The 26,040-nt window shown below is 72.8% G+C and carries 24 protein-coding genes; 5 read left to right on the top strand and 19 right to left on the bottom strand.

Translation table 11 applies throughout. The features are described from left to right. Nucleotides 1–22: 22 nt before the first annotated feature. Both ACTMTB_RS17875 and ACTMTB_RS17880 read left to right on the top strand, forming a co-directional pair. Complete coding sequence (locus ACTMTB_RS17875) at nt 23–952, top strand: AAA family ATPase (RefSeq protein ID WP_441147617.1); 930 nt, start codon at nt 23–25, stop codon at nt 950–952. Beyond that, nucleotides 949–2,259: a DUF58 domain-containing protein gene (locus ACTMTB_RS17880; RefSeq protein WP_441147014.1), complete on the top strand. Its 1,311-nt coding sequence runs from the start codon at nt 949–951 to the stop codon at nt 2,257–2,259. The genes ACTMTB_RS17875 and ACTMTB_RS17880 overlap by 4 nt, the downstream gene beginning before the upstream one ends. Before the next feature lie 41 nt (nt 2,260–2,300). Here ACTMTB_RS17880 and ACTMTB_RS17885 read toward each other — a convergent pair whose 3' ends face one another. After that, nucleotides 2,301–3,338: a stage II sporulation protein M gene (locus ACTMTB_RS17885; RefSeq protein ID WP_441147016.1), complete on the bottom strand. Its 1,038-nt coding sequence runs from the start codon at nt 3,336–3,338 to the stop codon at nt 2,301–2,303. A gap of 41 nt (nt 3,339–3,379) precedes the next feature. Here ACTMTB_RS17885 and ACTMTB_RS17890 point away from each other — a divergent pair, with 41 nt between their 5' ends. Then, nucleotides 3,380–4,372: an RDD family protein gene (locus ACTMTB_RS17890; protein WP_441147018.1), complete on the top strand. Its 993-nt coding sequence runs from the start codon at nt 3,380–3,382 to the stop codon at nt 4,370–4,372. A gap of 61 nt (nt 4,373–4,433) precedes the next feature. Here ACTMTB_RS17890 and efeB read toward each other — a convergent pair whose 3' ends face one another. Genes efeB through efeU form a run of 3 tightly spaced genes read right to left on the bottom strand, consistent with a single transcriptional unit; the run spans nt 4,434 to nt 7,809 of the window. Beyond that, nucleotides 4,434–5,747: an iron uptake transporter deferrochelatase/peroxidase subunit gene (efeB, locus tag ACTMTB_RS17895; RefSeq protein ID WP_441147020.1), complete on the bottom strand. Its 1,314-nt coding sequence runs from the start codon at nt 5,745–5,747 to the stop codon at nt 4,434–4,436. A gap of 23 nt (nt 5,748–5,770) precedes the next feature. After that, on the bottom strand, nt 5,771–6,904 hold the full coding sequence (efeO, locus tag ACTMTB_RS17900; RefSeq protein WP_441147022.1) for an iron uptake system protein EfeO: 1,134 nt from the start codon (nt 6,902–6,904) through the stop codon (nt 5,771–5,773). 29 nt (nt 6,905–6,933) lie between these two features. Next, on the bottom strand, nt 6,934–7,809 hold the full coding sequence (gene efeU, locus ACTMTB_RS17905; RefSeq protein ID WP_441147024.1) for an iron uptake transporter permease EfeU: 876 nt from the start codon (nt 7,807–7,809) through the stop codon (nt 6,934–6,936). Nucleotides 7,810–8,155: 346 nt separating this feature from the next. Between efeU and ACTMTB_RS17910 the strand changes: the two genes are divergently transcribed. Further along, on the top strand, nt 8,156–8,308 hold the full coding sequence (locus ACTMTB_RS17910; protein WP_441147026.1) for a hypothetical protein: 153 nt from the start codon (nt 8,156–8,158) through the stop codon (nt 8,306–8,308). 200 nt (nt 8,309–8,508) lie between these two features. On the opposite strand, the gene ahcY is transcribed toward ACTMTB_RS17910, so the two are convergent. From ahcY to ACTMTB_RS17985, 15 genes are all read right to left on the bottom strand, one after another. Next, nucleotides 8,509–9,996: an adenosylhomocysteinase gene (gene ahcY, locus ACTMTB_RS17915; protein ID WP_441147028.1), complete on the bottom strand. Its 1,488-nt coding sequence runs from the start codon at nt 9,994–9,996 to the stop codon at nt 8,509–8,511. 298 nt (nt 9,997–10,294) lie between these two features. Next, nucleotides 10,295–11,458, bottom strand: a complete 1,164-nt coding sequence (gene manA / locus ACTMTB_RS17920; protein WP_441147030.1) for a mannose-6-phosphate isomerase, class I — start codon at nt 11,456–11,458, stop codon at nt 10,295–10,297. A gap of 2 nt (nt 11,459–11,460) precedes the next feature. Continuing rightward, the gene (locus ACTMTB_RS17925) at nt 11,461–12,468 is read right to left on the bottom strand and encodes a cation diffusion facilitator family transporter (protein ID WP_441147032.1); all 1,008 of its coding nucleotides are present in this window, start codon (nt 12,466–12,468) and stop codon (nt 11,461–11,463) included. Nucleotides 12,469–12,541: 73 nt separating this feature from the next. Then, complete coding sequence (locus ACTMTB_RS17930; protein WP_334569485.1) at nt 12,542–13,738, bottom strand: SIS domain-containing protein; 1,197 nt, start codon at nt 13,736–13,738, stop codon at nt 12,542–12,544. Continuing rightward, a complete protein-coding gene (locus ACTMTB_RS17935) occupies nt 13,735–13,920 on the bottom strand; it encodes a Trm112 family protein (RefSeq protein ID WP_088963849.1) in 186 nt (61 codons plus the stop codon). The genes ACTMTB_RS17930 and ACTMTB_RS17935 overlap by 4 nt, the downstream gene beginning before the upstream one ends. 62 nt (nt 13,921–13,982) lie before the next feature. Further along, nucleotides 13,983–15,365, bottom strand: coding sequence for a phosphomannomutase/phosphoglucomutase (locus ACTMTB_RS17940; RefSeq protein ID WP_441147034.1), 1,383 nt, complete (start codon nt 15,363–15,365; stop codon nt 13,983–13,985). Nucleotides 15,366–15,434: 69 nt separating this feature from the next. Then, nucleotides 15,435–16,535 (bottom strand): hypothetical protein, encoded by a 1,101-nt coding sequence (locus tag ACTMTB_RS17945; protein ID WP_441147036.1) that lies wholly within the window; start codon nt 16,533–16,535, stop codon nt 15,435–15,437. Nucleotides 16,536–16,738: 203 nt separating this feature from the next. Then, nucleotides 16,739–17,410, bottom strand: a complete 672-nt coding sequence (gene nfi, locus ACTMTB_RS17950) for a deoxyribonuclease V (protein WP_441147038.1) — start codon at nt 17,408–17,410, stop codon at nt 16,739–16,741. Between the two features lie 291 nt (nt 17,411–17,701). Continuing rightward, entirely contained in the window at nt 17,702–17,899 is a 198-nt protein-coding gene (locus ACTMTB_RS17955) for a hypothetical protein (protein WP_441147040.1), read from the bottom strand. Between the two features lie 73 nt (nt 17,900–17,972). Continuing rightward, complete coding sequence (locus ACTMTB_RS17960) at nt 17,973–18,557, bottom strand: DinB family protein (protein WP_441147042.1); 585 nt, start codon at nt 18,555–18,557, stop codon at nt 17,973–17,975. A gap of 61 nt (nt 18,558–18,618) precedes the next feature. Further along, on the bottom strand, nt 18,619–18,945 hold the full coding sequence (locus tag ACTMTB_RS17965) for a hypothetical protein (RefSeq protein WP_441147044.1): 327 nt from the start codon (nt 18,943–18,945) through the stop codon (nt 18,619–18,621). Between the two features lie 5 nt (nt 18,946–18,950). Then, nucleotides 18,951–19,385 carry a hypothetical protein gene (locus ACTMTB_RS17970; protein WP_441147046.1) on the bottom strand — a complete coding sequence of 145 codons (435 nt, stop codon included), beginning with the start codon at nt 19,383–19,385 and terminating at the stop codon, nt 18,951–18,953. Beyond that, nucleotides 19,382–23,818: a toxin glutamine deamidase domain-containing protein gene (locus ACTMTB_RS17975; protein WP_441147048.1), complete on the bottom strand. Its 4,437-nt coding sequence runs from the start codon at nt 23,816–23,818 to the stop codon at nt 19,382–19,384. The genes ACTMTB_RS17970 and ACTMTB_RS17975 overlap by 4 nt, the downstream gene beginning before the upstream one ends. 18 nt (nt 23,819–23,836) lie before the next feature. Next, nucleotides 23,837–24,181 carry a hypothetical protein gene (locus ACTMTB_RS17980; protein WP_441147050.1) on the bottom strand — a complete coding sequence of 115 codons (345 nt, stop codon included), beginning with the start codon at nt 24,179–24,181 and terminating at the stop codon, nt 23,837–23,839. After that, nucleotides 24,174–24,605, bottom strand: coding sequence for a YbaB/EbfC family nucleoid-associated protein (locus ACTMTB_RS17985; protein WP_441147051.1), 432 nt, complete (start codon nt 24,603–24,605; stop codon nt 24,174–24,176). Before ACTMTB_RS17985 ends, ACTMTB_RS17980 begins: the two co-directional genes overlap by 8 nt. A gap of 76 nt (nt 24,606–24,681) precedes the next feature. Here ACTMTB_RS17985 and ACTMTB_RS17990 point away from each other — a divergent pair, with 76 nt between their 5' ends. After that, complete coding sequence (locus ACTMTB_RS17990) at nt 24,682–25,914, top strand: SUKH-3 domain-containing protein (RefSeq protein ID WP_441147053.1); 1,233 nt, start codon at nt 24,682–24,684, stop codon at nt 25,912–25,914. Nucleotides 25,915–26,040 lie beyond the last annotated feature (126 nt).

The following is a 26,040-nucleotide window of genomic DNA, read 5'->3' on the forward strand; positions in this document are numbered from 1 at the left end:
CGCGGACGACGCCCGTGCCGCCCTGCACCGGCTGCGCGCCGAGGTGGCCAAGGCGGTCGTCGGGCAGGACGCCGTGGTCACCGGGCTGGTGATCGCGCTGCTCTGCCGGGGGCACGTGCTGCTGGAGGGCGTACCGGGAGTGGCCAAGACGCTGCTGATCCGGACGGTCGCCGCGGCGCTGGACCTGGATTCCAAGCGGGTGCAGTTCACCCCGGACCTGATGCCGGGCGACGTCACCGGGTCGCTGATCTTCGACCCGCACACCGCCGCGTTCACCTTCCGGGAGGGGCCGGTCTTCACCAACCTGCTGCTCGCCGACGAGATCAACCGGACCCCGCCGAAGACCCAGTCGGCGCTGCTGGAGGTCATGGAGGAGCGGCAGGTCTCCGTCGAGGGCGCCCGCCGGCCGCTGCCCGACCCGTTCATCGTCGCCGCCACCCAGAACCCCATCGAGTACGAGGGCACGTACCCGCTGCCGGAGGCGCAGCTGGACCGGTTCCTGCTCAAGCTCACCGTGCCGCTGCCCACCCGGGACGAGGAACTGGGCGTGCTGCGGGCCCACCACGCCGGCTTCGACCCGCGGGACCTGGCCGCCGCCGGCGTACGACCGGTCGCCACCGCCGCCGACCTGGCCGCCGCCCGGGAGTCGGTCGGCCGGGTGTACGTGGCCGAGGCCGTCCTCGGCTACATCGTGGACCTGTGCCGGGCCACCCGGGCCACCCCGGCGCTGGAGCTGGGCGCCTCGCCCCGGGGCGCGACGGCCCTGCTCAACACGGCGAAGGCGTGGGCCTGGCTGGCCGGGCGCGACCACGTCACCCCGGACGACGTCAAGGCCACCGCCCGACCGACGCTGCGGCACCGGCTGCGGCTGCGCCCGGAGGTGGAACTGGAGGGCGTCGGCGTGGACGCGGTGCTGGACACGGTGCTCGCCACCGTGCCGACGCCGCGATGACCTGGCGGGCGGCCGTCCTGCTGCTGGGGGGCGCGCTGACCCTGCCGGTGTGGCCGGACCCGTTCCTCGGGGTCGTCGCGATGACCGGCGCGGTGCTGCTGCTCTGCGCCCTGGACTGGGCGCTGGCCGCGCCACTGCACGCGGTCACCGCCACCCGGGAGGGCGACCGGACCGTCCGGCTCGGCGGCAACGCCACCGTCGCGCTGCGCCTGACCAACACCTCCGGCCGTACGCTGCGGGCCCAGGTCCGCGACGCCTGGGTGCCCTCGGCGGGGGCCCGGCCGGACGTGCCACCGGAGCGGGTCGTGCCGGTACCGGCGGGCGGCGACGCGCTGCTGCCCAGCCGGCTCACCCCGAACCGGCGCGGCGACCGGCCCGCGGTGGCCCTGGCGGTGCGCTCGCTGGGCCCGCTGGGGCTGGCCTTCCGGCAGCGCGCCGGGCGGCCGGTCACCCCGGCCTGGACCCTGCGGGTGCTGCCGCGCTTCGACTCCCGGCGGCACCTGCCGGAGAAGCTCTCCCGGCTGCGGGTGATCGACGGCATGCAGGTCACCCGGGGACGCGGGCAGGGCACCGAGTTCGACACCCTGCGCGAGTACGTGGTCGGCGACGACGTCCGCTCGATCGACTGGCGGGCCAGCGCCCGGCGGGCCGACGTGCTGGTCCGCACCTGGCGGCCGGAGCGGGACCGCCGGCTGGTCTGCGTGCTGGACACCGGCCGCACCTCGGCGGTACGCGTCGGCGACGAGCCCCGGCTGGACACCGCGATCGACGCGGCGCTGCTGCTCACCGCGCTCGCCGCCCGGGCCGGCGACCGGGTCGACCTGATCGCCGCGGACGCCGCGATCCGGGCCACGGTCACCGGCAGCGGACGCCCCGCCCTGCTCGGCAAGCTGGTGACCACGCTGGCGCCGCTGCAACCGGCGCTGGTGGAGACGGACTTCGAGCTGATCGTCGGGGAGATCCTCCGTCGGGAGCGGCAGCGTAGCCTGGTGGTGCTCTTCACCGCGCTGGAGGCCGGCGCGCTGGGCGAGGGCCTGCTGCCGGTGCTGCCCCGGCTGGCCGCCCGGCACCGGGTGGTGGTGGCCGCCGTGCACGACCCGGTACTCACCCGGCTGACCACCGCCGCGCCCACCCGGCCCGAGGACGCCTACGCGGCGGCGGCGGGCTGGCGGGCGCTGGCCGAGCGGGACCGGGTGCGCGCCGCCCTCGCCCGGTACGGCGTGACCGTCGTGGACGCCCCGGCGGACCGCCTCGCCCCCACGGTCGCCGACACCTACCTCCGCCTCAAGGCCCTCGGCCAACTCTGACCCACCCGGCGCTCCCGGCGGTCCGGGTGGCGTGGGTCAGGTCAGCGACCAGCGGGGTCGGCGGTCGGGGTCGGTCGGTGCCAGGCGCGGGCCGGGTCGGTGGAGGGCCAGAGTTCGGCCAGCCAGGGGTCGGTGCGCTCGGCGGCGACCGCTCGACGGCCGAGGATCACCACGTACCCGAGGAAGCCCAGCCAGACCATGGCCCCGAGCGCCACGCGCAGCGCGATCGGCACCGGCGCCGGGGTGACGAATGCCTCCAGCAGCGCGGAGACCGCGAAGAGCCCGACCAGGCCGACGGCGACCAGGATCGCCGAGCGGCCCGCCTCGGCGACGGCCCGGCCCCGGCTCAGGTGCGCCGGCGGCGAGATCCACGCCCACGCGGTCCGCAGGCCCACCCCGGCGGCGACGAAGACCCCGGTCAGCTCCAGCAGGCCGTGCGGGGTGATCAGTCCGAAGAAGACGTCGGCCCGGCCGTAGGAGACCATCACGCCGCCGACCACGCCGACGTTGAGCGCGTTCTGCCAGAGCAGGTAGAACACCGGCACCACCAGCACGCCGGACGCCAGGCACTGGGCGGCTACCCAGGCGTTGTGGGTCCACAGGTGGAAGGCGAAGGTCGGCGCGGAGAACTCGGTGTAGTAGCCGGCGAAGCCCGACTCGACCAGCTCGGCCGCCGCCTGCGGGCCGATGAACGCCGCAGCGGTTTCCGGGTGACCGGCGACGTACCAGATGAGGAAGCCGCTGAGCAGGCTGAACCCGGTCGCCACCGCGCACCACCACGGCCAGGCGCGGTAGACGGCGCCCGGGAAGCCGACGGTGACGAACCGGGCCACCGCGGACCAGGACGCGCCGCGCCGCCCGGTCACCCGGGCCCGGGCGCGCAGCACCAGCTGGGAGAGCCGGCTGACCAGACCCGGGTCGGGTGAGCGGCTGCGCAGCGCGGACAGGTGGGTCGCGGCGCGCTGGTAGAGCGCCACCAGCTCGTCGACCTCGTCGGCGTCCAGCCGACGCCGGTCGCAGAGCTGTTCCAGCCGCCGCCACTCGTGTTGGTGCTCGGCGACGTACGCGTCGAGATCCACTCGTCCTCCCCCGTCCGGCGCTCATAGTGTTCACTGTGCGGGTGAGAGCGCAACCACCGGTGCCCGCCGCGACCGGCGCGGCCGACCGTTCCCCGACGGGCGCCGACGCCGGCCTGGTCAGCGGCGAGGCCGTCCAGTTGGACGTGCGGGCGGCCCGGCTTGGCTCCCGGGTGCTGGCGCTGTTGCTGGACGTCGCGGTCCAGCTGGTCCTGGTGGTGCTGCTCGCGATGGCGCTGGCGGGCCTGTCGCTGAACGCCCTGCCCGGCGTGGACGGCGCCCTGCTGAACGCGCTGGCGACCGTCCTGCTGGTGCTGCTGCTGGTCGGCTACCCGGTGCTCTTCGAACGTTTCAACCACGGCCGCACCCCGGGCAAGCTGGCCGTGGGGCTGCGGGTGGTCAGCGCCGACGGCGGCCCGGTCGGGGTACGGCAGTCGCTGAGCCGGGCGCTGGTCGGGGTCGCGGTGGAGTGGCCCGGTCTGGTGCTGCCGCTGCTGAGCTGGGTCGCCGGCGTGGCGGTGATGCTCACCGACCGGCGCGGCCGGCGGCTGGGCGACCTGGTGGCCGGCACGATGGTGGTGCACACCCGCACCCAGCAGCCCTGGCTGCCGGCACCGATGATCATCCCGCCGCTGACCGGCTGGGCGGTCCGCCTGGACCTGACCCGGCTGGACGACCCGCTGGCCCTGGCCGTGCGGCAGTACCTGACCCGGGCGCACCGGTTCGCCGAGCCGTCGCGGACCCTGCTGGCGCGGGCACTGTGGAGCGAGGTGGCCGCGGTGACGGCGCCGCCACCGCCGGCCCGCGTACCGGAGCCGCTGCTGCTGGCCGCCGTGCTGGCCGAACGCAACCGCCGTGGGGCGCTGCGGCTGCGGCGGGCCCGCACGCTCACCGCCAGCCTCTGGCCGGAACTGTCACCGGCCCCGGCCACCCCTGCCGTACCCGTCGGGGCGACCGCAAACGCCACCACGGCCGGCCTCCGGCCCGCGGTCCCGGCCCCCCGCCCCGCGTCGAGCCCGCCGGTGCCCCCGTCCTGACGCCCGTCGGACCGGCTGCGGGCACGATGGCACGCTCGACCGGACGGCGGCGGCGGGACGGTCAGCTGAAGAGCGAGCGGCCCCACCAGTCGGCGGCGTCCCGGACGCCGGGCGGGCAGGCGAAGAGCGCGCTGGAGACGTGCCGCAGGTACTCGTTCATCACGTCGTTGCGGGCGAGCTGGGTCTGGATCGGCACGAACTGCTTGCGCGGGTCCCGCTGGTACGCGATGAAGAAGAGTCCGGCGTCGAGGCGACCCAGCCCGTCGGACCCGTCCACGAAGTTGTAGCCCCGGCGCAGCAGCCGGGCGCCGTTGTTGCGGCTCGGGTGGGCGAGCCGCACGTGCGCGACCTCGGCGATCACCGGCTCCCCGTCGTCGCCCTTGGCGTCGAAGTCGGGCTCGTCGAACTCGTCGCGGCGGCCCAGCGGCGCGCCGACGCCCTTGGTCCGCCCGACGATCTGCTCCTGCTCGACCAGCGAGGTGCGGTCCCAGGTCTCGACCTGCATCCGGATCTTCCGGGTGACCAGGTACGACCCGCCGGTCATCCAGTCCGGCCCGTCACCGGGCTGGGCCCAGAGCTGCTCGCGCAGCAGCGCGGCGTCCTCCGCCTTGAGGTTGGCGGTGCCGTCCTTGAAGCCGAAGAGGTTGCGCGGCGTCGCCTGGCCCCGCGAGGTCGACGAGGTACGCCCGAAGCCCAGCTGCGACCAACGGACGCTGACCACGCCCATGCCGATCCGGGCCAGGTTGCGGATGGCGTGCACCGCCACCTGCGGGTCGTTGGCACAGGCCTGCATGCAGAGGTCGCCACCGGAGATCTCCGGGCGCAGCGCGTCCCCGGCGAAGTGCGGCAGGTCGGCCAGGGCGGCGGGGCGGCGATCGGCGATACCGAACCGGTCCCGGCCCTGCGCGTCCCGGAACAGCGACGGGCCGAAGCCGATGGTGAGGGTGAGCTGCGACGGCGGCAGACCGAGCGCCTCACCGGTGTCGTCCGGCGGGGCCTCCGGCATGCCGTCGACCGCGCCGATCACCCCGGCGTCCCGGCCGGCGGTCATCCGGGCGGCGGCGGCCGTCCACTCCTGGAGCAGCGCCACCAGCCGGGCCCGGTCCTTGGTGATCACGTCGAACGCGACGAAGTGCAGCCGGTCCTGCGCAGGGGTGGTGATGCCGGCCTGGTGCTCGCCGTGGAACGGCACCGCGCCGGCCGCCACGTCGCCGGCCACCGCCTGGTCGGCGTCGCGGAGCAGCGCGCCCGCACCGGCGGCGACGCCGGCCACCCCGGCGACCCCGACCCCGGCGAGGGTGATGGCCCGTCGCCGGGACAGCCCGCCCCGAGAAGCCTCGGCGGACGTGGTGGACGCGCTGCTCTGCTTGCTCATCCGTTCTCCTGTGGGACCGGCCGTCATCGGGCGACGACGGCAGCGACCTTGCTGATCGGCTCGGCGAGGGCGTTGATGCTGTCGGACAGCTCCTTGAGCTGGGCCTTGCTCAGCTCGGTGTGCAGCTTCCAGCCGTCACCGGCCCGGTGCTGCCCGAGCGCCTTCTCGACGTTGGCGAACTCCGTGTCGAGCTGGGTGACCAGCTCGGGCGAGCGCTGCTCCAGGGCCGGGCGCAGCGCGGCGATCGCGGCCTTCGAACCCTCCAGGTTGGCGTTGAAGTCCCAGAGGTCGGTGTGCGAGTAGCGGTCCTCCTCGCCGGTGATCTTGCCGCTGGCGACCTCGTCGAGGAGCTCCTTGGCGCCGTTGGCGAGCTGGAGCGGGTTGAGCTTCTCGGCGTTGGCCTTGGCCACGATCTCCTTGACGTCGGCGAGCAGCCGGTCGGCGATCGGGCCGTCCTTGCTGATGTCGCCGGACTGCCAGAGGTCCTTCTCGATCCGGTGGAAGCCGGTGAACTCCATCCCCTCCTCGATGACCTCCTCGCGGCCGTCGATCTTGGGGTCGAGGTCGCCGAAGATCTCCGCCACCGGCTCGATCCGCTCCCAGTACGTGCGGGCGACCGGGTAGAGCGCCTTGGCCTTGGCCACGTCGCCGGCCTTGACCGCGGCGACGAACTCCTCGGTCTTGGTCAGCAGGGCGCCGGTCTGGCTGGCCACGTACCGCTGGTAGCTGGCGGTGGCCTGGGCCAGCGCGGCGTCCGGCGCGACGGTCGCGGCGGTGCCGCTGACCTTCAGCGCGCCCCGGATGCCCCGGCCGCTCATCCCGGGCTTGCACGCGGTCTCGTACGTCCCGGCGGGCAGCTCGACGCGCAGCTCGCGGCTGAGCCCCGGGGCGATGTTCTCCACCTCGCCCATCACCCGGTCACCGGCGGCGTACACGTAGAACTCGTTGACCTTGCTCCCGGAGTTGGTGATGGTGAAGGTCGCCTGGCCGGCGTCGAGGGCGGTGACGTCGACCTCGCAGGTGGTGTCGCTGGCCTTGACCTTCACCGCGTTGGCGCCCTTCGCGCCGTCCTGCTCCTTGCCGTCACTACAGGCGGTCACACCGGTGACGGCCAGCACGCCGGCGGCGGCGAGCACCAGGAAGCGGGTGGTACGCATCAGTTTCTGTCTCCTCGGAGCAGGTGGGTTCAGGCGCGCTGCGGCGCGGAGGCCGGGCGGTCGATGTCGGACCCGGCGGGCTCACCGGCCGGGGCGGCGTCTGTGTCCGGGGCGGCTTCGCCGGCCGGGGCGGTCGTGGGCGGGGTCGGCGTCGCGGCCGGGGCGGTCGGCTTGCCGGCGGGCGACGGCTTGCGGAGGAAGAGGAACAGCACCGGCACGGCGTAGGCGACCCAGGCGACCATCTCCAGCACGCTCGGGGTGGCGGTGATGTTGAACATCCCGGCGAGCAGGGCGGCGTACCAGGTGTTCGGGTCGAGCACCGAGGTGATGTCGAAGGCCAGGTCGTTCAGGCCGGGCAGGACACCGGCCTCCTGGAAGTCGTGCACGCCGTACTTGAGGATGCCGGCGGCGACGAGGATGAGCAGCGCGCCGGTCCAGGTGAAGAACTTCGACAGGTTGATCCGCAGCGCGCTGGCGTAGAGCAGGACGCCGATCACCACGGCGGTGACGATGCCGCCGATCAGCGCCAGCAGCGGACCGCTGTCCCCCGCCGCGCCCTGGGCGGCGGAGTAGAAGATCAGGGCGGTCTCCAGCCCCTCCCGGATCACCACGAGGAAGCTCATGCCGGCGACCGCGAGCGAGCCGACCGCCAGCGCCTCGGTGAGCCTGCCCCGCAGCTCGCCGGCGATCGTCCGGGCGGCCCTGCGCATCCAGAAGATCATCCAGGTCACGAAGACCACGGCCGCGACGGAGGTCACCGCCTCGAACAGCTCGCGGTCCTCGGAGCGGGCGAGCAGCGAGCTGGAGGTGTACTCGATCAGCCAGCCGAAGAGCACCGACAGCACCACGGCCAGACCGACGCCGGCCCACACCTGGGGCAGCCGGTCCCGGCGCTGCGACTTCACCAGGGATGCTGACCACCAGGGTCGCTTCCAGGCCCTCACGCAGGCCGATCAGGTACGTGGCGAACATCGTGCTCCGGGTTGATGAGGATTGCCTCACTTAACTTAGGGCAGACTTACCTTCCTCCTGCTCCCACGGCGCCGTCAAGTCGGTCGCCACGAGTTCACCTGTCCGTCCCGTGACAGGATCGGCCCGACGTTCACGGACGGGACGAGGCCCCTTGATCACTTCCACCAGCACGCCGGCCGACCCGCCGCCGCCAGGGATTTCCGCCCGTGCGGAGGCAGTCGTCGACCCCGCACACCGGCGGTCCACCACCGACCAGCCCCACGCCACCGGACGCCGACCGTGAGGGGCCTACTGCCCTGGCTGGCGGTGCTGGCGCTGGTCATGGTGCTCAGCGAGCTGCGGCTGCGCCCCCTGGCCGCCGCCGTGTCACTGGCCTGGCTCGCCTGGTGCGTCTGGACCTGGATCCGCCCCACCCGCCACACCCCACGCTGACCCCCGTCACGCCCGGGGCGGCACGACGTCCCGTCCCGCCCGAGATGCGGCGTGTCGCGGTATCCCCACGCCCGGACACCGCGACACACCGCAAACGGGGGCAGGGGGCGGGCCGGAGGGGCGGGGGACTTGACCGTGGGCGTACGCGAAAAGGACCGGGCCGGCCGCGCGGCGGCCGACCCGGTCCTTTTAGGCGGAACTCAGTAGCGGTAGTGCTCCGGCTTGAACGGGCCCTCGATGGCGACACCGAGGTAGGAGGCCTGCTCCTTGGTGAGCTGGGTCAGCTTGGCGCCCAGCGCGCCCAGGTGCAGCCGGGCGACCTTCTCGTCCAGGTGCTTCGGCAGCACGTACACGCCGACCGGGTACTCGTCGGTCTTGGTGAACAGCTCGATCTGGGCGATCGTCTGGTTGGCGAACGAGTTCGACATCACGAAGCTCGGGTGGCCGGTGGCGTTGCCCAGGTTCAGCAGGCGGCCCTCGGAGAGCACGATGATGGCGTGGCCGTCGTCGAACTTCCAGAGGTCGACCTGCGGCTTGATGTTCTCCCGGGTGACGTCCGAGCGCTTGGCCAGGCCGGCCATGTCGATCTCGTTGTCGAAGTGGCCGATGTTGCCGACGATGGCCTGGTGCTTCATCCGGGCCATGTGCTCGTTGGTGATGACGTCGAAGCAGCCGGTCGCGGTGATGAAGATGTCGGCCTGCTCGACCACGTCGTCCAGGGTGGCGACCTGGTAGCCGTCCATCGCCGCCTGGAGCGCGCAGATCGGGTCGACCTCGGTCACCACGACCCGGGCGCCCTGGCCGCGCAGCGACTCGGCGCAGCCCTTGCCCACGTCGCCGTAGCCCATGACGACCGCCATCTTGCCGCCGATGAGCACGTCGGTGGCCCGGTTGATGCCGTCGATGAGCGAGTGGCGGCAGCCGTACTTGTTGTCGAACTTGCTCTTGGTCACCGAGTCGTTGACGTTGATGGCCGGGAAGAGCAGGGTGCCGGCGCGGTGCATCTCGTAGAGCCGGTGCACGCCGGTGGTGGTCTCCTCGGTCACGCCCTTGATGGCGGAGGCGATCCGGGTCCAGCGCTGGCCGTCCTCGGCGAGCGAGCGGTGCAGCAGCCCGAGGATGACCGCGTACTCCTCGGAGTCGGCGGACTCGACCGGCGGGACGACCCCGGCCTTCTCGAACTCGACGCCCTTGTGCACGAGCAGGGTGGCGTCACCACCGTCGTCGAGGATCATGTTGGGGCCGGCGCCGTCGGGCCAGGCGAGCACCTGCTCGGTGCACCACCAGTACTCCTCCAGGCTCTCGCCCTTCCAGGCGTACACGGGTACGCCGGCCGGAGCCTCGGGGGTGCCGTTCGGGCCGACGACGATCGCGGCGGCGGCGTGGTCCTGGGTGGAGAAGATGTTGCAGGACGCCCAGCGGACCTGCGCGCCGAGCGCGACCAGGGTCTCGATCAGGACGGCCGTCTGGATGGTCATGTGCAGCGAGCCGGTGATCCGGGCGCCGGCGAGCGGCTGGGCGTCGGCGAACTCGCGGCGGATCGCCATCAGGCCGGGCATCTCGTGCTCAGCGAGCCGGATCTCCTTGCGCCCGAACTCGGCGAGCGACAGATCCGCCACCTTGTAGTCGCCCTCGGCGAGGGTGCTCGGCCGCGCGCCACTGGTGGACGCCGGGAGGGTGCTGGTCATGGAAGCTCCTGTCGAACGGTGTGCTGCACGACCTTCCACCTTACGCGCATGGTCCAGCCCCGCACGGGCGCCCGCCGGAGACAGCGCACGGGGCGGTCGGTGATGGACAGACTTTCCGTCCACGAGCCGGCCGCCCCGTGCATCCCCCCGGTTTGGTTCCCCGCGCGCTACCGGACCTTCGTCGCGACAACGCTGCGTACCCATAGAGTCACACTGCGCCAGAGGCGAGTCAAGCTATTTCGGAAAAGTCGGACTCGTGTCGCGGGCGCGAAGGCCCCGGAGTCAGCTCGAGAAGCCGTCAGCGGAGGCCGGCGGTGGCGACGAACGCCTCACCGGCGCCGGTGAAGACCAGCGGGCCCGCGGCGGCCGGCCCGACGGCGGCCTGGCCGGGAGCGAGGGTGACCGGACCGGTCCCGTCGTCCACCGAGACCCGGCCGGCCCGGCAGAGCACCACCCGGGGCCCCGGCAGCGGCAGCCGCACCTCGGGCGTGGCCGCGTCCACCGTCACCCGGTGCAGCGCGAAGTCCTCGACCGGCACCGGCCAGCAGACCACGCCCGGCGCCACCGGCCGCGCCATGACCACCGGCTCGGTCAGCACCTCGAAGCGGAGTACCCGCAGCAGCTCGTCGACGTCCACGTGCTTCGGCGTGAGCCCACCGCGCAGCACGTTGTCGCTGGCCGCCATGATCTCCACCCCGGTGCCGCGCAGGTAGGCGTGCAGGTTGCCGGCCGGCATCCAGATCGCCTCCCCCGGCGCCAGCCGCACGTGGTTGAGCAGCAACGCCACCAGCACTCCCGGGTCGCCCGGGTAGTCGGCCGCCAGCGACCGGGCCAGTTCGGCATCCGGGCCGGCGACGCGCGCCGCCACCACCGCGTCGACCAGCCCGGCGCGCTGCGCCGCCGGCCAGGTCAACAGCAGACGCACGGCGTCCCGCAGACCCGTCGGTCCGGTGCGCAGCGCGGCCACCACCGGGTCCAGCGCGGGTACGCCGAACGCGGCGAGCACGTCCGCCGAGTCCGCCGGGTCGCGGAACCCGCAGAGCGCCTCCATCGGCGCGATCGCGACCAGCAGCTCCGGCTTGTGGTACGGGTCGACGTAGTTGCGCCGCCCCTGGACGCGCGCGCCGTCGGCGATGTACCCGGCGCGGGCCTGCTCCGGGTCCGGGTGGGCCTGGAGACTCAGCGGGGCGTCGGCGGCGAGCACCTTCAGCAGGAACGGCAGCCGGGTGCCGAACCGGTCGACCACCTGCTCGCCGAGCCAGTGGCCCGGTTCGGCGGCGACCAGGTCGACCAGGCTCGCCCGGTCGCCGCCGCGGTCGACCGTGGCCGGGGCGCCCGGGTGGGCGCCCAGCCACAGCTCCGCCTCCGGCCCGTCGCTGGGCACCGGACGCCCCTGCAACTCGGCGATGGCCGAGCGGGACCCCCAGGCGTAGTCGCGGATCGGGCCGTGCAGCAGCTCCACGCTCAGCCTCCGGCCCGCCCGGCGACGTCGCCCGGCTCGGTCTCCGACCCCGGTACGGCCGTGTGCGAGGCCGCACCGGTGCCGGCGCGCTCGGCGGCGGCGCTGTAGACGTCCGGCTCCAGGTAGATCACCCGGGCGGTCGGCACGGCGGCGCGGATGCGGGCCTCGACGGTGTTGATGCCACGGGCCAGTTCCTCGGCGCTGTGGCGGGCCGACACGCCGATCTTCGCGGCGACCATCAGCTCCTCGGGGCCGAGGTAGAGCGTCTTCATGTGGATGATCCGCTCGACCTCGGGGCCTTCGGTGACCGCCTTCTCGATGGCGGCGAGGTCGTGCGTCTCCGCGCCCTCGCCGAGCAGCAGGCTCTTGGTCTCGATGGCGAGGATGATCGCGATGACCACCAGCAGCACACCGATCATCGCGGTGCCGAGGGCGTCCCACACCCCGTCACCGGTGATCAGCGTCATGCTGACACCGAAGAGCGCGAAGACCAGACCGACCAGCGCGCCGAGGTCCTCCAGCAGCACCACCGGCAGCTCGGGCGCCTTGGCCCGGCGGACGAACCTCACCCAGGACTGGTTGCCCCGGACGTGGTTCGACTCCTTGATCGCGGTTCGGAAGGAGAACGACTCCATGATGATCGCAACCACCAGCACGACGACCGGCACCGCCTTGTACTCCTCGATGCCACCCCCCTCGTGCCACTTGTGGTACGCCTCGTAGAGCGCGAAGAGACCACCGACGCTGAACAGCACGATCGACACGATGAACGCGTAGATGTAGCGCTCCCGGCCGTACCCGAAGGGGTGCTGCGGGGTGGCCTCGCGCTTGGCCCGCTTGCCGCCGAGCAGCAGCAGGCCCTGGTTGCCGGAGTCGGCGACGGAGTGGATCGACTCCGCCAGCATCGACGAGGAACCCGTCAGGAGGAACGCGATGAACTTGGTGACGGCGATGCCCACGTTGGCCAGCAGGGCGGCGACGATCGCCTTCGTCCCGCCGTTCGCGCTCACGCTCCCGCTCCGTTCCGCCGCGCGACACCGGTCGCCACGCCGCTGAGCAGGACCGTTCGCCCCTTGCGTTCGCTCACTGGTTCGACAGCTCCTTCATCTCGGTGATCGCCGGGACCGCCATCGGGTCCAGGCCGTGGGCCAGGGCCAGGTAGACCGAGGCGAAGTCGGGTACGGCCACGAGCGAGGCGAGCCGTTCCAGCGCGGAGCCGCCCTCGGCGGTCACCACGTCGCAGCGCACCCCGCGCCGCTCGGCGAGGGTCTGCACGGCCTCGGCGCGGCGCTCCTCGACGGCGAGCGGCTCGTCGGTGTCGTCCTCGGCGTTGAGCCCGCCGTCGCGCAGCAGCACCAGCCGCAGCCGGGTCGGGTCGCCCTCGGCCTCGTCCCGGTCGGCGAAGATGTCCCGTGCCGACTCGACCAGGCCGCCGAAGACGCCGTCGAGCAGGCCGACGCGCCCGCGGCCGGCCTCGCCGAGCGCCCCGGTGACCACCGGGTAGCGGGCGTTGGCCGACAGCGTGTCGCCGAAGCGCCGGGCCGCGACGGTGGCCAGCGGGGACGACCCCCAGACGATCGGGATCGACCCGGCCAGCCCGAGGGCCAGCGACTTCGCCGGGTTGACGAAGGACTCGGCGGTGGGGCGGCACCGGTCGGCGTCGGCGTCCAGCCGGGCCGCGGTCTCCGCCAGATCCGCCTCGTTGACCTTCACGAGGCCGAGCGTACGGGCGGCGAGCAGAACCGGCACGGTGAGCGCCCAGAGACTCGCCCGGGCCGGGGCGCGCCGGGGCACCGGGATGAACGGGGCACGGGCCCGCTCGGCGACCGACTGGAGCTGCGAGTCGGGCGCCCCGACGGCGACCAGGCGGGCACCCCGGCGGTGCGCCGCCTCGGCGGCGCCGAGCGCCTCGGGACTGCGACCGGAGGCGCTGACCGCGATCACCACGTCGGCCGCGCCGACCCAGCCGGGCACGCCGGCGCTGCGGTGCGGGATGACCGGCACCGGGCAGCGCGGCCCGGCGACCGTGGCGAGCACGTCACCGGTACGCCCGGCGGTGCCGATGCCGGCGATGACGACCGCCCGCGGGCGAAGGTCGTCCTCCAGCAGCGACAGGTTGGCCTCGGCGGCCAGGGCGGCCGACTCGCGCACCTGGGCGCCGGCCGAGGCGGTGAACCGCAGCATGCCGCCCGGGTCCTGCTCGCTGAAGGTGTCCGGGTTGTCCAGCACCGACTCGTCGGCCACCCGCCGGCCGCTGACCCCGGCCGTACCGTCCATCACCGCTGCGCCTCGGGGCCGCCGCGCGCCTCGTCCAGCAGCAGCACCGGCACGTCGTCGCGTACCTCGAAGACGCGACCGCACTCGGTGCAGGTGAGGGTCTGCGCCTGCGCGTCGTAGTCCAGCGGGGCGTGGTGTGTGTCCGGGCAGGCGAGGATCTCGAGCAACTGCGGGTCCAGGGCCACGGTGCGGCTCCTTCCACGTGTGCGGTCTCGCCGGTCGGCGGTGCCGACCGGCGCAGGCGATCTTATCGGCGAACGCGCTCCAGCACCTCGTCGCGCAGCGAGATCATCCGCTCCTCGGTCGGGCCCTCCACGTTGAGCCGCAGCAGCGGCTCGGTGTTGGAGGGGCGCAGGTTGAACCAGGCCCCGTCCGGGAAGCGCAGGGTGAGGCCGTCCAGCTCGTCGACCTCCGCCTCCGGGTACGCGGCGCGCACCTCGGCGACCTTCGCCGCCTGGTCGGCCACCGTGGAGTTGATCTCGCCGGAGGCGGCGTACCGCTCGTAGATGCTGGCCAGGATCGACAGCGGCTGGGACTGCTCGCCGAGGGCGGCCAGGGTGTGCATGGCGGCGAGCATGCCGGTGTCGGCGAACCAGAAGTCCCGGAAGTAGTAGTGCGCGGAGTGCTCGCCGCCGAAGACGGCGTTGGTGCGGGCCATCTCGGCCTTGATGAACGAGTGACCGACCCGGGCCACCACCGGCTGGCCGCCGTGCTCGCGGATGATCTCCGGCACCGCGCGGGAGGTGATCAGGTTGTGGATCACCGTGGAGCCGGGGTGCTTGGCCAGCTCCCGGGCCGCCACCAGGGCGGTGATCGCGGACGGGGAGACCGGCTCGCCGCGCTCGTCGATCACGAAGCAGCGGTCGGCGTCGCCGTCGAAGGCGAGCCCGATGTCGGCGCTGTGCGCCACCACCGCGCGCTGGAGGTCGACCAGGTTCTTCGGGTCGAGCGGGTTGGCCTCGTGGTTGGGGAAGGTGCCGTCCAGCTCGAAGTAGAGCGGCACGATCTCCAGCGGCAGGGCCGGCAGGGCGGTCTCACCGAGCACGGTGGGCACGGTGTAGCCGCCCATCCCGTTGCCCGCGTCGACGACCACCTTCAGCGGCCGGATGCTCGACAGGTCGACCAGCTTGCGCAGGTGCGCGGCGTAGTCCGGCAGCAGGTCCCGCCGCCGGGCCGGGGCGGGCGGCTCGCCGGCCACGCGCTCACCGGCGGCGAGCAGCGCCTGCGCCCGGTCCCGGATGTCGGCCAGGCCGCTGTCCTGCCCGATCGGGCGGGCGCCGGAGCGGCACATCTTGATGCCGTTGTACTGCGCCGGGTTGTGGCTGGCGGTGAACATCGCGCCCGGCAGGCCCAGCGCGCCGGAGGCGTAGTAGAGCATGTCGGTGGAGGCCAACCCCAGCTCGATCACCGTACGGCCCTCGGCGCGCACGCCGGTGGCGAAGGCGCTCGCCAGGGCGGGACCGGTGGCCCGCATGTCGTGCGCGATCAGCACGGCGTCGCCCGGCTCGCCGGCATCGTTGAGCACCTGCGTGAAGGCCGCCCCGAGCGCCTCGGCGGTGCGCTCGTCCCACTGGTCCGGCACCGTCCCCCGGACGTCGTACGCCTTCACGATCTGGGACAGGTCAGACACCGGGTTCACTCCTCGACAGCAGGTCGTCAACGAACCTGAGCCTAACGGAGCGGCCGGGTCCGCCCCGCCCTAGCCGGGGAGGCGGGGCATGAAGGTGGTCGCCTCACCGTCGGGCGGGGCGGCCGGCGGCGTGGCGGGTCGCTGCGGCGCGGGCGGCGTGGCGGCGGGCGGGGCCGGGGGCGTGGCGGCCGGCGGGGCCGAGGTCGGCGCGCCGTACACCCCGGACGGGCGGGGGGCGGGCGGGATGGTCGGGTACGCGCCGGCGCCGCCGTACAGGCCGCTGGGGCGCGCGGGGCCGGGCTGCTGGCCGTACACCTGGGGGGTCGGCGCGGGGGTCGCGCCCGGCACCCCGCCGCCGGAGCGGTAGGTGGTCGGACCGGGGTTGCGCGGCAGCGGGACGACCGGGTACGCCTGCTCGCCAGCGGGCCCGCGGTCCTTGCGGTTGTTGCGGATGAGCAGAGCGATCAACCCGGCGCCGATGGCTACCAGGGCGATGCCGAACCACATGATCATGGATCCTCCGGAGGACTCTTCGGCAGCGGCGATGGCCTGGCCGGTGGTCGGGGCGGCGAGGACGGCCTGGTTCGGCTCGTCCGTGACGGCGGCCGGGGTCCCGGTCGCGCTCGGGGTGGGCGTCGGGGTGGGCTTGCTGCTCGGGGTCGCGCTCGCGGCGAGGCGCCCACCGACCCGGGAGGTGTCGGCGCCCCGGCCGATCAACCGGCCGACGGCGGTCGTCGCCTCGCCGACCACCTCCAACCTGCCCGCCGGTGCGCCCGCGACGAACGCGACCCGGTAGCGAACGGTGATGCTCTTCCCCTTGCACAACGTGGCATTCGCCGGCGAGGTACGGCCGGTGGCGACGCTGCCACCGCCGCCGGAAACCGGTACCGGGAACCAGCGGCCGCCGATGTTCACCTGTACCCGCACCTGGTCCGGATTCAACCCGGTGAGCCGCAACCCGAGCGAACTGCGCAGCAGCACGCAGCCCTCCGTGCGCTTGCGCACCTCCATCGAGACGCCGCCCGGGGAACCGCCCGCGCTGAAGCTGCTCGCCGCGCGGGCCCCGACCCGGTCGGAGTCGGCGTACGCGGGGGCGACGCCGACGACGAGCAGGCCGCCGAGCAGCGCAGCAGCCGTCACCAGCCGTACGACCTGCCGACGCACGGACATCTCCACCTCACCGTCTCTCCCCCGCTGGAGTCCGGCGGTCAGGCTACTACCGGGCCGGGGGGTCCTCTCCCCATTGAGCGCTCCAGATGTGTGCCGCATTACCCTGCCGGCCGTGTCCTGGATCACGCCGGCCGCCCTCTCTGTGGGGGTGCGGGTGGGGCGATCGCGGTGCCGGCGGGGAGCCCGCAGGTTGTCGCGCAGAGTCAGGTGCGGGCGGCGGCCAGGGCATCGCGACAGAGCCGGTCGGCGGTGCGGGTGGTCTCCGGCAACCGGTAGCGCGGGGTGAGCGCAAGCACCTGCTCGACGGCGTTGTCCAGGCTCATCCGGTGTCCGACGCTGACGAAGACCGGCTTGACGCCGTCCCGGGTCCGCAACACCCGCCCGACGGTCTCGCCCCCGTCGACCAGCGGCGTGCTGTCACCGCGCCGCGGCCCCGGCTCCGCCGACTCGCCGACCAGCCGCGTCTTGCCCACCCCGATCGCCGGCAGCCCGGTCACCACCCCCAGGTGACAGGCCAGCCCGAACCGGCGCGGGTGGGCCAGCCCGTGCCCGTCGCAGACCAGCAGCTCCGGCTGCACCGTCAGCCCGTCGAGGGCGGCCAGCAACGCCGGCAGTTCCCGGAAGGCGAACAGCCCCGGCACGTAGTCGAACGCCGGCCGCCCCACGCTCACCGCCCGGTCCACCACCGTCAGCGTCGCGGCGTCCAGCACCGTGACGGCCGCCGCGAGCAGGTCACCGCTCTCCGCGTACGCGACGTCGAGGCCGGCCACCGTCGCGGGCCGGCGCGGACCGGGCCCGACCAGGTCCGCGAGCGGCCGCAACCGATCCTGTACGGCCACCGCCTCGGCGACCGTCCTCGGCGTGTGCACCTGCACCGGCGCCCCTCTCCGTTCCCGCTGGGCGTCTCTGTTCCCGGCCGCGCCGGGTTCTAGGACCGGTCGTCGCCGCCGGCCGGCCCTGCCGTCTCCCGCTCTCGGCCTGGTCGGCTCCGTGTCGCTTCGACCCGCCGCCAGCTGTCTCCGACGCGTCCGGTCCAGTCATGGTGGGGCTTGATCGACTCCATTTACGCGATGTTGCGGTATTCGCCAGCTACGGACACCGCAACTTGGCGCACATGGTGTGGATCATCGAGGCTCCCGCCGCGTGGCGGGAGCTGGCACCCCGCTCTATTCGCCGCTGCCCGCCTTGTCCGGCCGCTCATCCGTGCGGGTGCCACCGAAGGCGACCGCGAAGGCCACGCCGATCGCCACGCCGAAGGCCACCCCGCCAGTGTCCCGGAAGATGGCCAGGCCGATGACGAGGCCCAGCAGAAGGCCGCTCGCCCATGCCGTCGACTGCCGCTTGGATATGCCGGAGTTCGTCATGACCCGAGCCTATGTGGATCTCACAACCCGCGGCCGTGCCTGCCCGGCGGGCCGCCCGTACCGCTCGTCCAGGTCACTGGCCGACGCGACCGTCGATGCGCTCGCGGAGGAAGTCGGCGTGACCGTTGTGGCGGGCGTACTCCTCGATCATGTGCACCAGCAGCTCGCGCAGCGAGATGGTCAGGTCTCCCCGGTGCCCCTTGACGCCCAGGTCGGCAGCCTCGTCGACGAACCGCTCGGCGTACGCGACCTCCGCACGCCACGCCGCCCACGCCTCCTCGACCACCTCCACGTCGGCGACCGCGCCGTCGAAGTCGGCGTCGGGCTCCTCCTCGGTGCACCAGATCCGCGGCGCGTCCTCGCCCGCCATGGTGCGGCGGAACCAGCCCCGCTCCACCTCGGCCATGTGCCGGACCAGGCCGAGCAGCGACATCGTCGACGGCGGCACGCTACGCCGGGCCAGCGCCTCGGCGTCGAGGTCGGCGCACTTGAGTTCCAGGGTCAGCCGGTGGTCACGCAGGTAGCCGACCAGGAGGCTCCGCTCGTCCTCGAAGCCACCGGTGGAGCGGGGATCGTCCTCCGGTTTGAGGAACATGTCCGACCAGCCGAAGGAGCGGGTGGGGAGGTCAGCGGGGATGTCGGCGTGAGGGTCCGTCATGTCGCGACCCTGACCCAGCCAGCGACCGACCGCAACGGATTTCCACCGACGAAGCGGGCCTTCATGGGCAGCCCGCTGCGCCCGCCGAGAACATCTGGTTGATTTCCTCGTCTGGAGGAATAAGAACGCCTTTGGTCACCTCAACTGCAATCCGCTCAAGGGCAGACCTGTCGACCGGCTCATATCGATCGTCATTGCGATAGTCACCGAGAAAGCGGAACGCGAGGTCGGGGTTGTACGACCATGACCGCTGTCGATGATCCCAAATCACCGCATGACCACCGGCCATGTCGACCACGAGGATCCCGGAAGGCTTCACCCTCTCGCCGTTACGGTAGAGGACGAAATAGGCCAACCTTGGCGCGCCGCTAATACCGGCGCTACTCACCGTCGTCAGCTTCTAAGACCGGGATCGGCAGCCTCATCACCGGCCGCCAACAGTTGCTCCTCGAACATGACGAAGGTGCGGCGTCGGATACCAGCCACGAGTGCTCGCTCCTCAACCGTCAAAGGTCGCCTCTCCCGCCTTGCGGAGTCGACGATCGCGTTCACGGTCTCGTAGAGAGCGAAGATCGGGCCCTGCCCAGACAGGTTCTCGGCGCGATAGCGCTCGACGTCCTGCACGAATTCGGCCGCAGAGCGCTTGAACACCTCACCACCCACCGCGAAGACAATCTCCTTGAAAAGGTCGCTCTCGTCGCGCCAACCACCCTCCGCCGAGATTCGCCACACACGCACTCTCCCGTCAGGGGAAACCACAATCTTGACCGGGGAATCGTAGTACGAGTAATAGGCCGGCAAGACCAACCCGGAAACCTGACCAGTCACGGCATCTCCTCGTATGTCGAGAGCAACGCGCGCCAGAAAAACTGCTGCTCCCGTCGCAAGATGCTATCGGCAATCGCCTTTTCGGTGTCGGAGAGCCCCCGCGCTCCCTCCCGTGCCAGGCTGGCCAGGTCACGGCGGACCTCGAACAAGGCGTGCTCCCAGACGGCCACCTCGTCCAGCGCCGCCAGGTGCAGCCGGAACTCGGCGAGATGACCGTTCGGCATCTCGAGTACAAGCTGGACATCGCGATAACCACTGTCCTGGGGGGTCAGGAACCTGTCTTCGTACTGCACGATGCGAACGTCCGGGCGGTCTCGCAGCCGCGCAAGCGCCGCATAGAGGTCATCGAGACAGCGGAACTCCACCTTCGCTGCGGCCAGGTCCCGCAGCTTTGAGGCATTGCCCCGGTACTTCTCAATCTTGTCCAACGCTCGGCGCCGGTCCTTTGGTTTTGGCCGCCAGCCGGGATGACCGACTGCCTCGCCGTCGACGTACGCCAACTCATTCGCAACTCTGTTGAGATCTATCTGAGCCACGGCCGCGGCTTCGTAAAGTTCGTCGAGATAGGCCTTTCGGTAAGCAGGATCGTCGGACCGGCTGCGGTCGAAGCCCGGTTGCGCCACGCTCTCTCCGTCGACGCGAACGCTGGCGCTGATCTGCCGGTTTGCGTCGGAGAGGGGCGTCGCGACAGGGTCGGGAGGATCAACTGCTGCGATTGTGTGCGCACCCCGCTCGGCAATGTCGTCGAGCACTGATCCCAGGACGTCGATGGCCCGCTGATGGGCCGCGAGGTGAAGCAGCGTCAGCGGACGCGCCGTCAGCGAGTTCGCGAGTGCCGGCGTGGCCAGGATCATCCGTGCCAGACCCGGATGCTGCGTCAACTGTCTGACCAACGTCTCGGCGAGCATCGGCTCGCCGTACGGGGGCGTCTGCCACGTTTCGTCGAGCATGCGAGCAACCCGCGGATCGGCGAGCAACCGCGCCACGTCGTGGGCCGCCGCCTCGTCGAGGTGCGGGGCGAGCCGCCGGAGCGTCGGACCGTCGAGCTGGGCGGCCACCTCGGCAGGGGTGACGCCCGCTTCGAACACCGCGTCGAGATCGGCGCTCGCCGCGACGACCTCACGAGCCGGCAGCCCGGCAGCCTGGCGCTCCCGGTACGCCAGTTGACGTGCTCGCCGCAGTTCTTCCGCGTCCCCGGGCGGCTCATCGGCCTCCCGCGGCAGGTCGGGCGCCGCAGGTGGCACGCCGTTCGCCGTAGGACCGTTTCCAGGAGAAGCGATGCCCGGGCCGTCGAGCAGGTGGAGGCGGTTCAGGTACGGGTCGCCGTACCCGGCCTCGTCCTCCGGCGAGGACGGATAGTCGGGCAGATCGGGGAGGACGCTGAATCGTCCCCGGGCCAGCCCACCCAGCGGCATCGGCCGGCCGTCACCGCCGAGCACGAGGGCGTCGACGCTGATGAGGTTGTCCGGGTCGGCGACACCTCGGTGACGGTAGAGGGGCTGGTCGTGGACCGCGCCGCTCTGCGGGTCGAGGTAGAGGATGGTGCCGTTCTGGTTGAGGGCGACCCAGGCGTGCGACCCGCCGTTCTCCCACTCGGTGATGAGGAACGCGTAGCTGCCGTGGCCGCCGATCTTCAGCTGGACGCGCAGGTTTTCGAAGCCACGGTCGACCGCGTCGCGCAGGGTCGAACTGTCCGTCGCCGCTTCCCGACTGCCCACCAGCTTCTGGAAACGCCCGCCGGTGACCTGCTCCACCCGCCGCGGGCCGTTCTTCTCGCCCATGATCGGACACCGGATGTCACCCGCGGAGTAGCCGTCGAAGGTACGCGGCGCGGAGACCCGCGGCCGGCCGTGTACCCAGGTCTCGAAGAGCGACAGCGTGCAGTCGAGGCAGTTGATGCCGCGCGTGGGGTCGGCCTGCGGCCCGCCGTCGTTGGCGAGCGCGAACCACCCGCCCTGCCGGGGATCGGCGGTCCGCACGACGCTGCCGTCGGGGTGGCGAGGCATCTGCCGTTCGAGGTCGGTCTGGTGCAGAGCCAGCGGCGGGCGTAGCCCACCCCGCTGCCCGTACCGGCGGGAACGGTCGATCGGCGGCGGGTCGTCGTCGGCGCCGGTCAGCGCCGACCGGTCGCTCGTCTCGACCGCACCGAGGGCCAGATCGGCGACGTCGTCGTTGATCCGCTGGAAGTCGGCCGGGTTGTCGATGAACACCTCGTCCGGCACGACCCTGCCGGCCAGGACCGCCTCGGCGCTGTCGCTGAACTCGTACGAGTCATGTTCGGCGACCTCACTCGCCTTGAACATGTGCTCGGCCCGCAAGGTGCGCCCGGCCTGGACGAACTCACGTGCCTGTCTCTTCAACCAACGGGCTCGGTCAAGGTAGCCGCTGGCGGACCGGCGCAGACGGGCAGCGAAATCCTCGCGCCGTCGCTCCTCGTACCAGGCGCGTTGCGACTCGAAGTAGCCCTGGTAGCGGCGTCGCTCAAGGGCTTCCCGCTCGGCCGCCCACTTCGCGGCGTACCACTCGGGCGTCCTCGGACGCGGCAGTTCGGTGGCCGGTCCCGGTGGGACGAGCGAGGGTTGCGCGTCGGGAAGTGGTGAGGTGGTCGGGGCCAGCGCCTCCAGCGACGGGAACCGGTTCCGGGTGGCGGCGTCACCGTCCTGCTCCGGTGTCCCGGGACCCTGCCGAGGCGGCGGTTCCGCACCCACCGGGGTGGGCCGCTGCACGGGCGGCGGGGTGACGGCCGGAGGGCTGCCGTGCGCGGCGGCCACTGGCTGCTGTGCAGACGCAGACCCGTTCGCATTGGCCGGAGGGACGCTGGTCGCCGCGCTGCCGACCGCCCCGGTGCTGGACGACGTGACGGTGGCCTGCGACGTCGCGGTGGCGGAAGTCGTCACGGTGCCGGGCGACGTGAGCGCGGTGGGCGTCGCCGTTGTGGCGGAGCTCGTCACGGGGCCGGTGGTCACAGCGGCGGAGGTCACCGGGTTGGCTGCCGTCGGCGTGGTGGTGGATTGAGCCGCAGTGGCAGGCACCTCGCCAACCTGTGGCGAGGGCGGGCGTTCGGCGGTGACCGACGAGAGCGTGGGGCTGCCCGACGACGGCCCGTGCCCCGCCTGGGTCGATGCGGCGGCGTCCACGGTGACGGCCGCTGACGCCCCGCGATCCGATGCCGATCCGACCTCCACAGCCGGGACTGTGTCCCCCTTGCCGACCGCCGCTGGCCCCCGGTCCGGCTGCGGTGCGGGCGGAGCGGCATCCGCGAGCGGGGCGGCAAGCGCCGCGCCCGTTCCGGAGCCGCCGGACAACGCCGAAGCGCCCGCCTCGGGAGACGACCCGTCCCGGGGAGAGGGGAGGTCGCCCGCAGCCACCGTCTGCGACACGAGGGGCAGCTCCATGGGCGGGCGCGGCGCGGCGAGCGAACTCAGCTGCCCGTCGACGCGGGCGCGTACCGCCGCGTCGACCTGACCGGTGGCCGAACCGGTGGCGCCGGAGACGGCCGCCCGCGCAGCGTCCTCCAGTGACATGACGCCCTGGCCGGTGGCCAGGCCCGCCGCGCCCTCGGCGAGGGTCTCGCCGGTCATCTCCCGGCCGAAGTGTTCGACGATCCGGGCCCCGCGACCGTGGGCGTGCCGGCCGAGCCCCGCCAGCGGCGCCACCGCGCCACCGGCGAGCCCACCGACCGCCGACGCGCCGAGGTCGGCCAGGTCCAGGCCGTCGCGACGCCCGGTGGAGTTCTGATACGCCTGCGTGGCGAGGCTGATCCCGGACTCCTCCGCCGCCTCCTCCAGCCCGCCCCTGGCGGCGCGCTTGCCCAGGCCGCGCATGCCGCCCCGGGCCACCTCCTTGGCGGCCCGCTCCCCGGCCTCCTTGAGGCCCTGCTTCAGTTCCTTCTTCGCGAGTTGGGCCAGCAGTCGCTTGAAGATCTGCTGGACCACCAGCCGGCTGGCGGTGGTCGCCGCCCCCACGGCGGGTGACGCGGCACCGGCGGTCACCACGCTGGCCACGGCGATCGCCAGCAACTCGACGACGAGGATGCCCAGCTCGATCCAGACCTCGAGCTTGGCGCCCTCGATGTCGCAGCCGCACTCCTCGACCAGCCGGCCGAGGTCGTTGCTGACCGCGAGCAGGACGAGCAGGGGCGCCTCGTCGCCTTCGGCAACCCGCCGCCAGGCGGTGTCGAACGCCTCGGCCACCAGGCCGATGCCGCCGTACCCGCTGCGCACCTCGGCCGCGGCGGCAATCGCGTCGTCGCGCGGCCCGGCGAGCGCCGCGGCGACGCCGTACCACTGGTCGGCGAGGTCCCAGACGGCGCGTTCGTCCCCCTCGGGCCATTCCACCCCGATGACCCAGTCGAGTGCCTCGTAGACCCAGCCCGGCAGGTCCCAGGGGCTGTAGTCGAGCGGGTGCGGGATCGGGCTGGGCAGCAAGCTCACGGCTCGGTCCTCCGCAGGTCAGCGCCGGTAATCGTGCTGGCCGGACACTCCGTCGAGTCGCCGGCCGCTTGCGGCGTCGGTCTCCACTGTGGCCTCGACGGACGACACGACGTCGGCACCGAGCCCGGCCAGTGCCCGCCCGACTCCCTCCCAGGCGCGCAGCAGCGTCTGCTCGTAGCTGCGGTAGCTCTTCTCGAAGGCGGTGCCGATGTCGTCGCGACCCCACGGACGCTGCGCGCTCGCCGCCGCGATGCGACCGCCGACCTGCTCACGTCGGGCGCCGACCGCCTCGCCGGCGAGGTGGAGGTCAGTACCGCCGCGCCGGGCCCGGTCCGGGTCGAGCCAGAGCTGCCCCTCAGCCACGGCGTTCCCCTTCGCCCCGAAGGGCCGCGTCGGCCCGGCCGAGCAGCGCGCCGAAGTCGCCGCTGCGGAGGAAGTCCACCGAGCCGGAGCCCGCCGGCAGGTAGCCGGCAACCAGCTCCTGGGTGGCGGCGACGGCGGCAGCGGTGGCCCGGTGGACCGTCGTGGTGATCTTCCGGCTCAGGGCTCTCGCGTCCCGGGTCTGGTAGACGGCCCGACTGAGCTCCACGGCGATCAACTCGCCCCGGGCTCCCACGGTGGCGGTCACCTGGCCGTCGTCGGAGCGTTCGGTGATCCGCAGCTCCGTCAGTTTGGTCTGCAGTTCGTCCAAACCGGACCGGAGCTGCCGGTACTGCCCGTACACCTCGTCGAACCGCGCCCGGAGCGCGCGATTGGCCTCCCGGTCGACACTTTCGGCCAACGCCACCCTCCCCCGGTCACGTTCAGTCAGGCGAACCATACCGGGTGCCACGAAGTCGTGGGGGTCCGGTAGTTTTCAGCTCGTGATCGATCGCCAGCAGGCCGAGCAGCTCGCCACGGTGTGGGCCCGCCGCGACTCACAGCGCCTGGGCTACGAGTGCCGTCCGAGGATCGACGAGTTCGACCTGGGGTACGTGATCCGCTCCGTCGTTTCCCCCGACGTCGACACCGTGCCGGGTGACCTGCCGACGACGGTGGTGGACAAGGAGACCGGCGAGGTCTCGACCTGGCCGCGGGTGCCGGTCGCCGCCGTCGAGCAGATGTACCGCCGCAGTCGCCCCGCCGGCGGCCCGGCGCCGCGTACGGTCGACCCGGCCAGCCAGCTGCTCCGCGAGATCCGGCGGCTGCCGACGCCGGCTACGGTCGCCCACCTCACCGTCGAGGGCCGCACGTACCTCGGCCACGGTGCCAAGGGCGACGTCGAGCTGCACCACCACCCGCTGGTCCGCGCGTACCTGGACGACCTGCCGGCCGGGCACCTGGTGCGGGGCGGCGACCGCCACGCCGAGCTGATCGTAGTCTCCGACGTCCTCCACGAGTACGACCACCTCCGCGCCGCCGCAGGCGAGAGCCCGCTGACCCGCGGCGAGGCAAAGGCGTTTCTCGCGAACAGCCAACTGCAGATCTTTCAGGTACGGGAACCGGGCGACCCCAACGGCGGTGAAGTCCGGGATCTCTGCGAGTCATGCACAAAGGCTCTGGTGGAGCTCGGTGTGCTGCCCTGGGGCGAACTGGGCGCGATCACCGAGCCCCCGGCGATCACCCGGCCGGTGCCGGTCGCCGACCGGTTTCCACCCGAGGTGGCCCAGGCTCTGGCCGACGCCGGCTGGGACCAGGATCCGCTCAACTGGGCGCTGGCGCAGGGCGCCATCGCCGAAACCTGCGAGGTGGCGGGCCGAACCCATCGCCATGAGTCATTCCCAGCGGCGGAGCGCGTCTTCTTGGACTTCCCGGCGATCGTCACCTTCCGGCGGCGGCCGGGCGTCGACGTGTGGGTCCGCCAGTTCGACACCAATCCGACGTGGGCGGCGCACACCGCCGACACCCTCGCCGACTTCGGTGCCGTCCTCGGCGTGCGACTGTTCCCGATCGGCTCCGAACGGCAGGACAGCATCCTCGCGGTGGACGAGCACGGCCGGATCTTCGCCCTGGACCAGGCCGGTGAGTGGTTCCTCGGCGACGACATCGACGCCGCGCTCACCACGCTCCTGCTCGGCCTGGCCCCGGCCCGGGTCCGCGACGACGGCACCTGGTGAGCGGCGGTCGTATGCCGCCTGAGCGATACCTGAGAGGCATAAATATGCCTGACAGGCATACCGCTCAACGAGGTGACCGCCCCCGACGCCGACCCGCCCGGCCAGCACCGCGCCACGCCGACTGAC

The organism is Micromonospora sp. L32 (assembly GCF_052068055.1).
In the GTDB taxonomy this organism is placed as follows: domain Bacteria; phylum Actinomycetota; class Actinomycetes; order Mycobacteriales; family Micromonosporaceae; genus Micromonospora; species Micromonospora purpureochromogenes.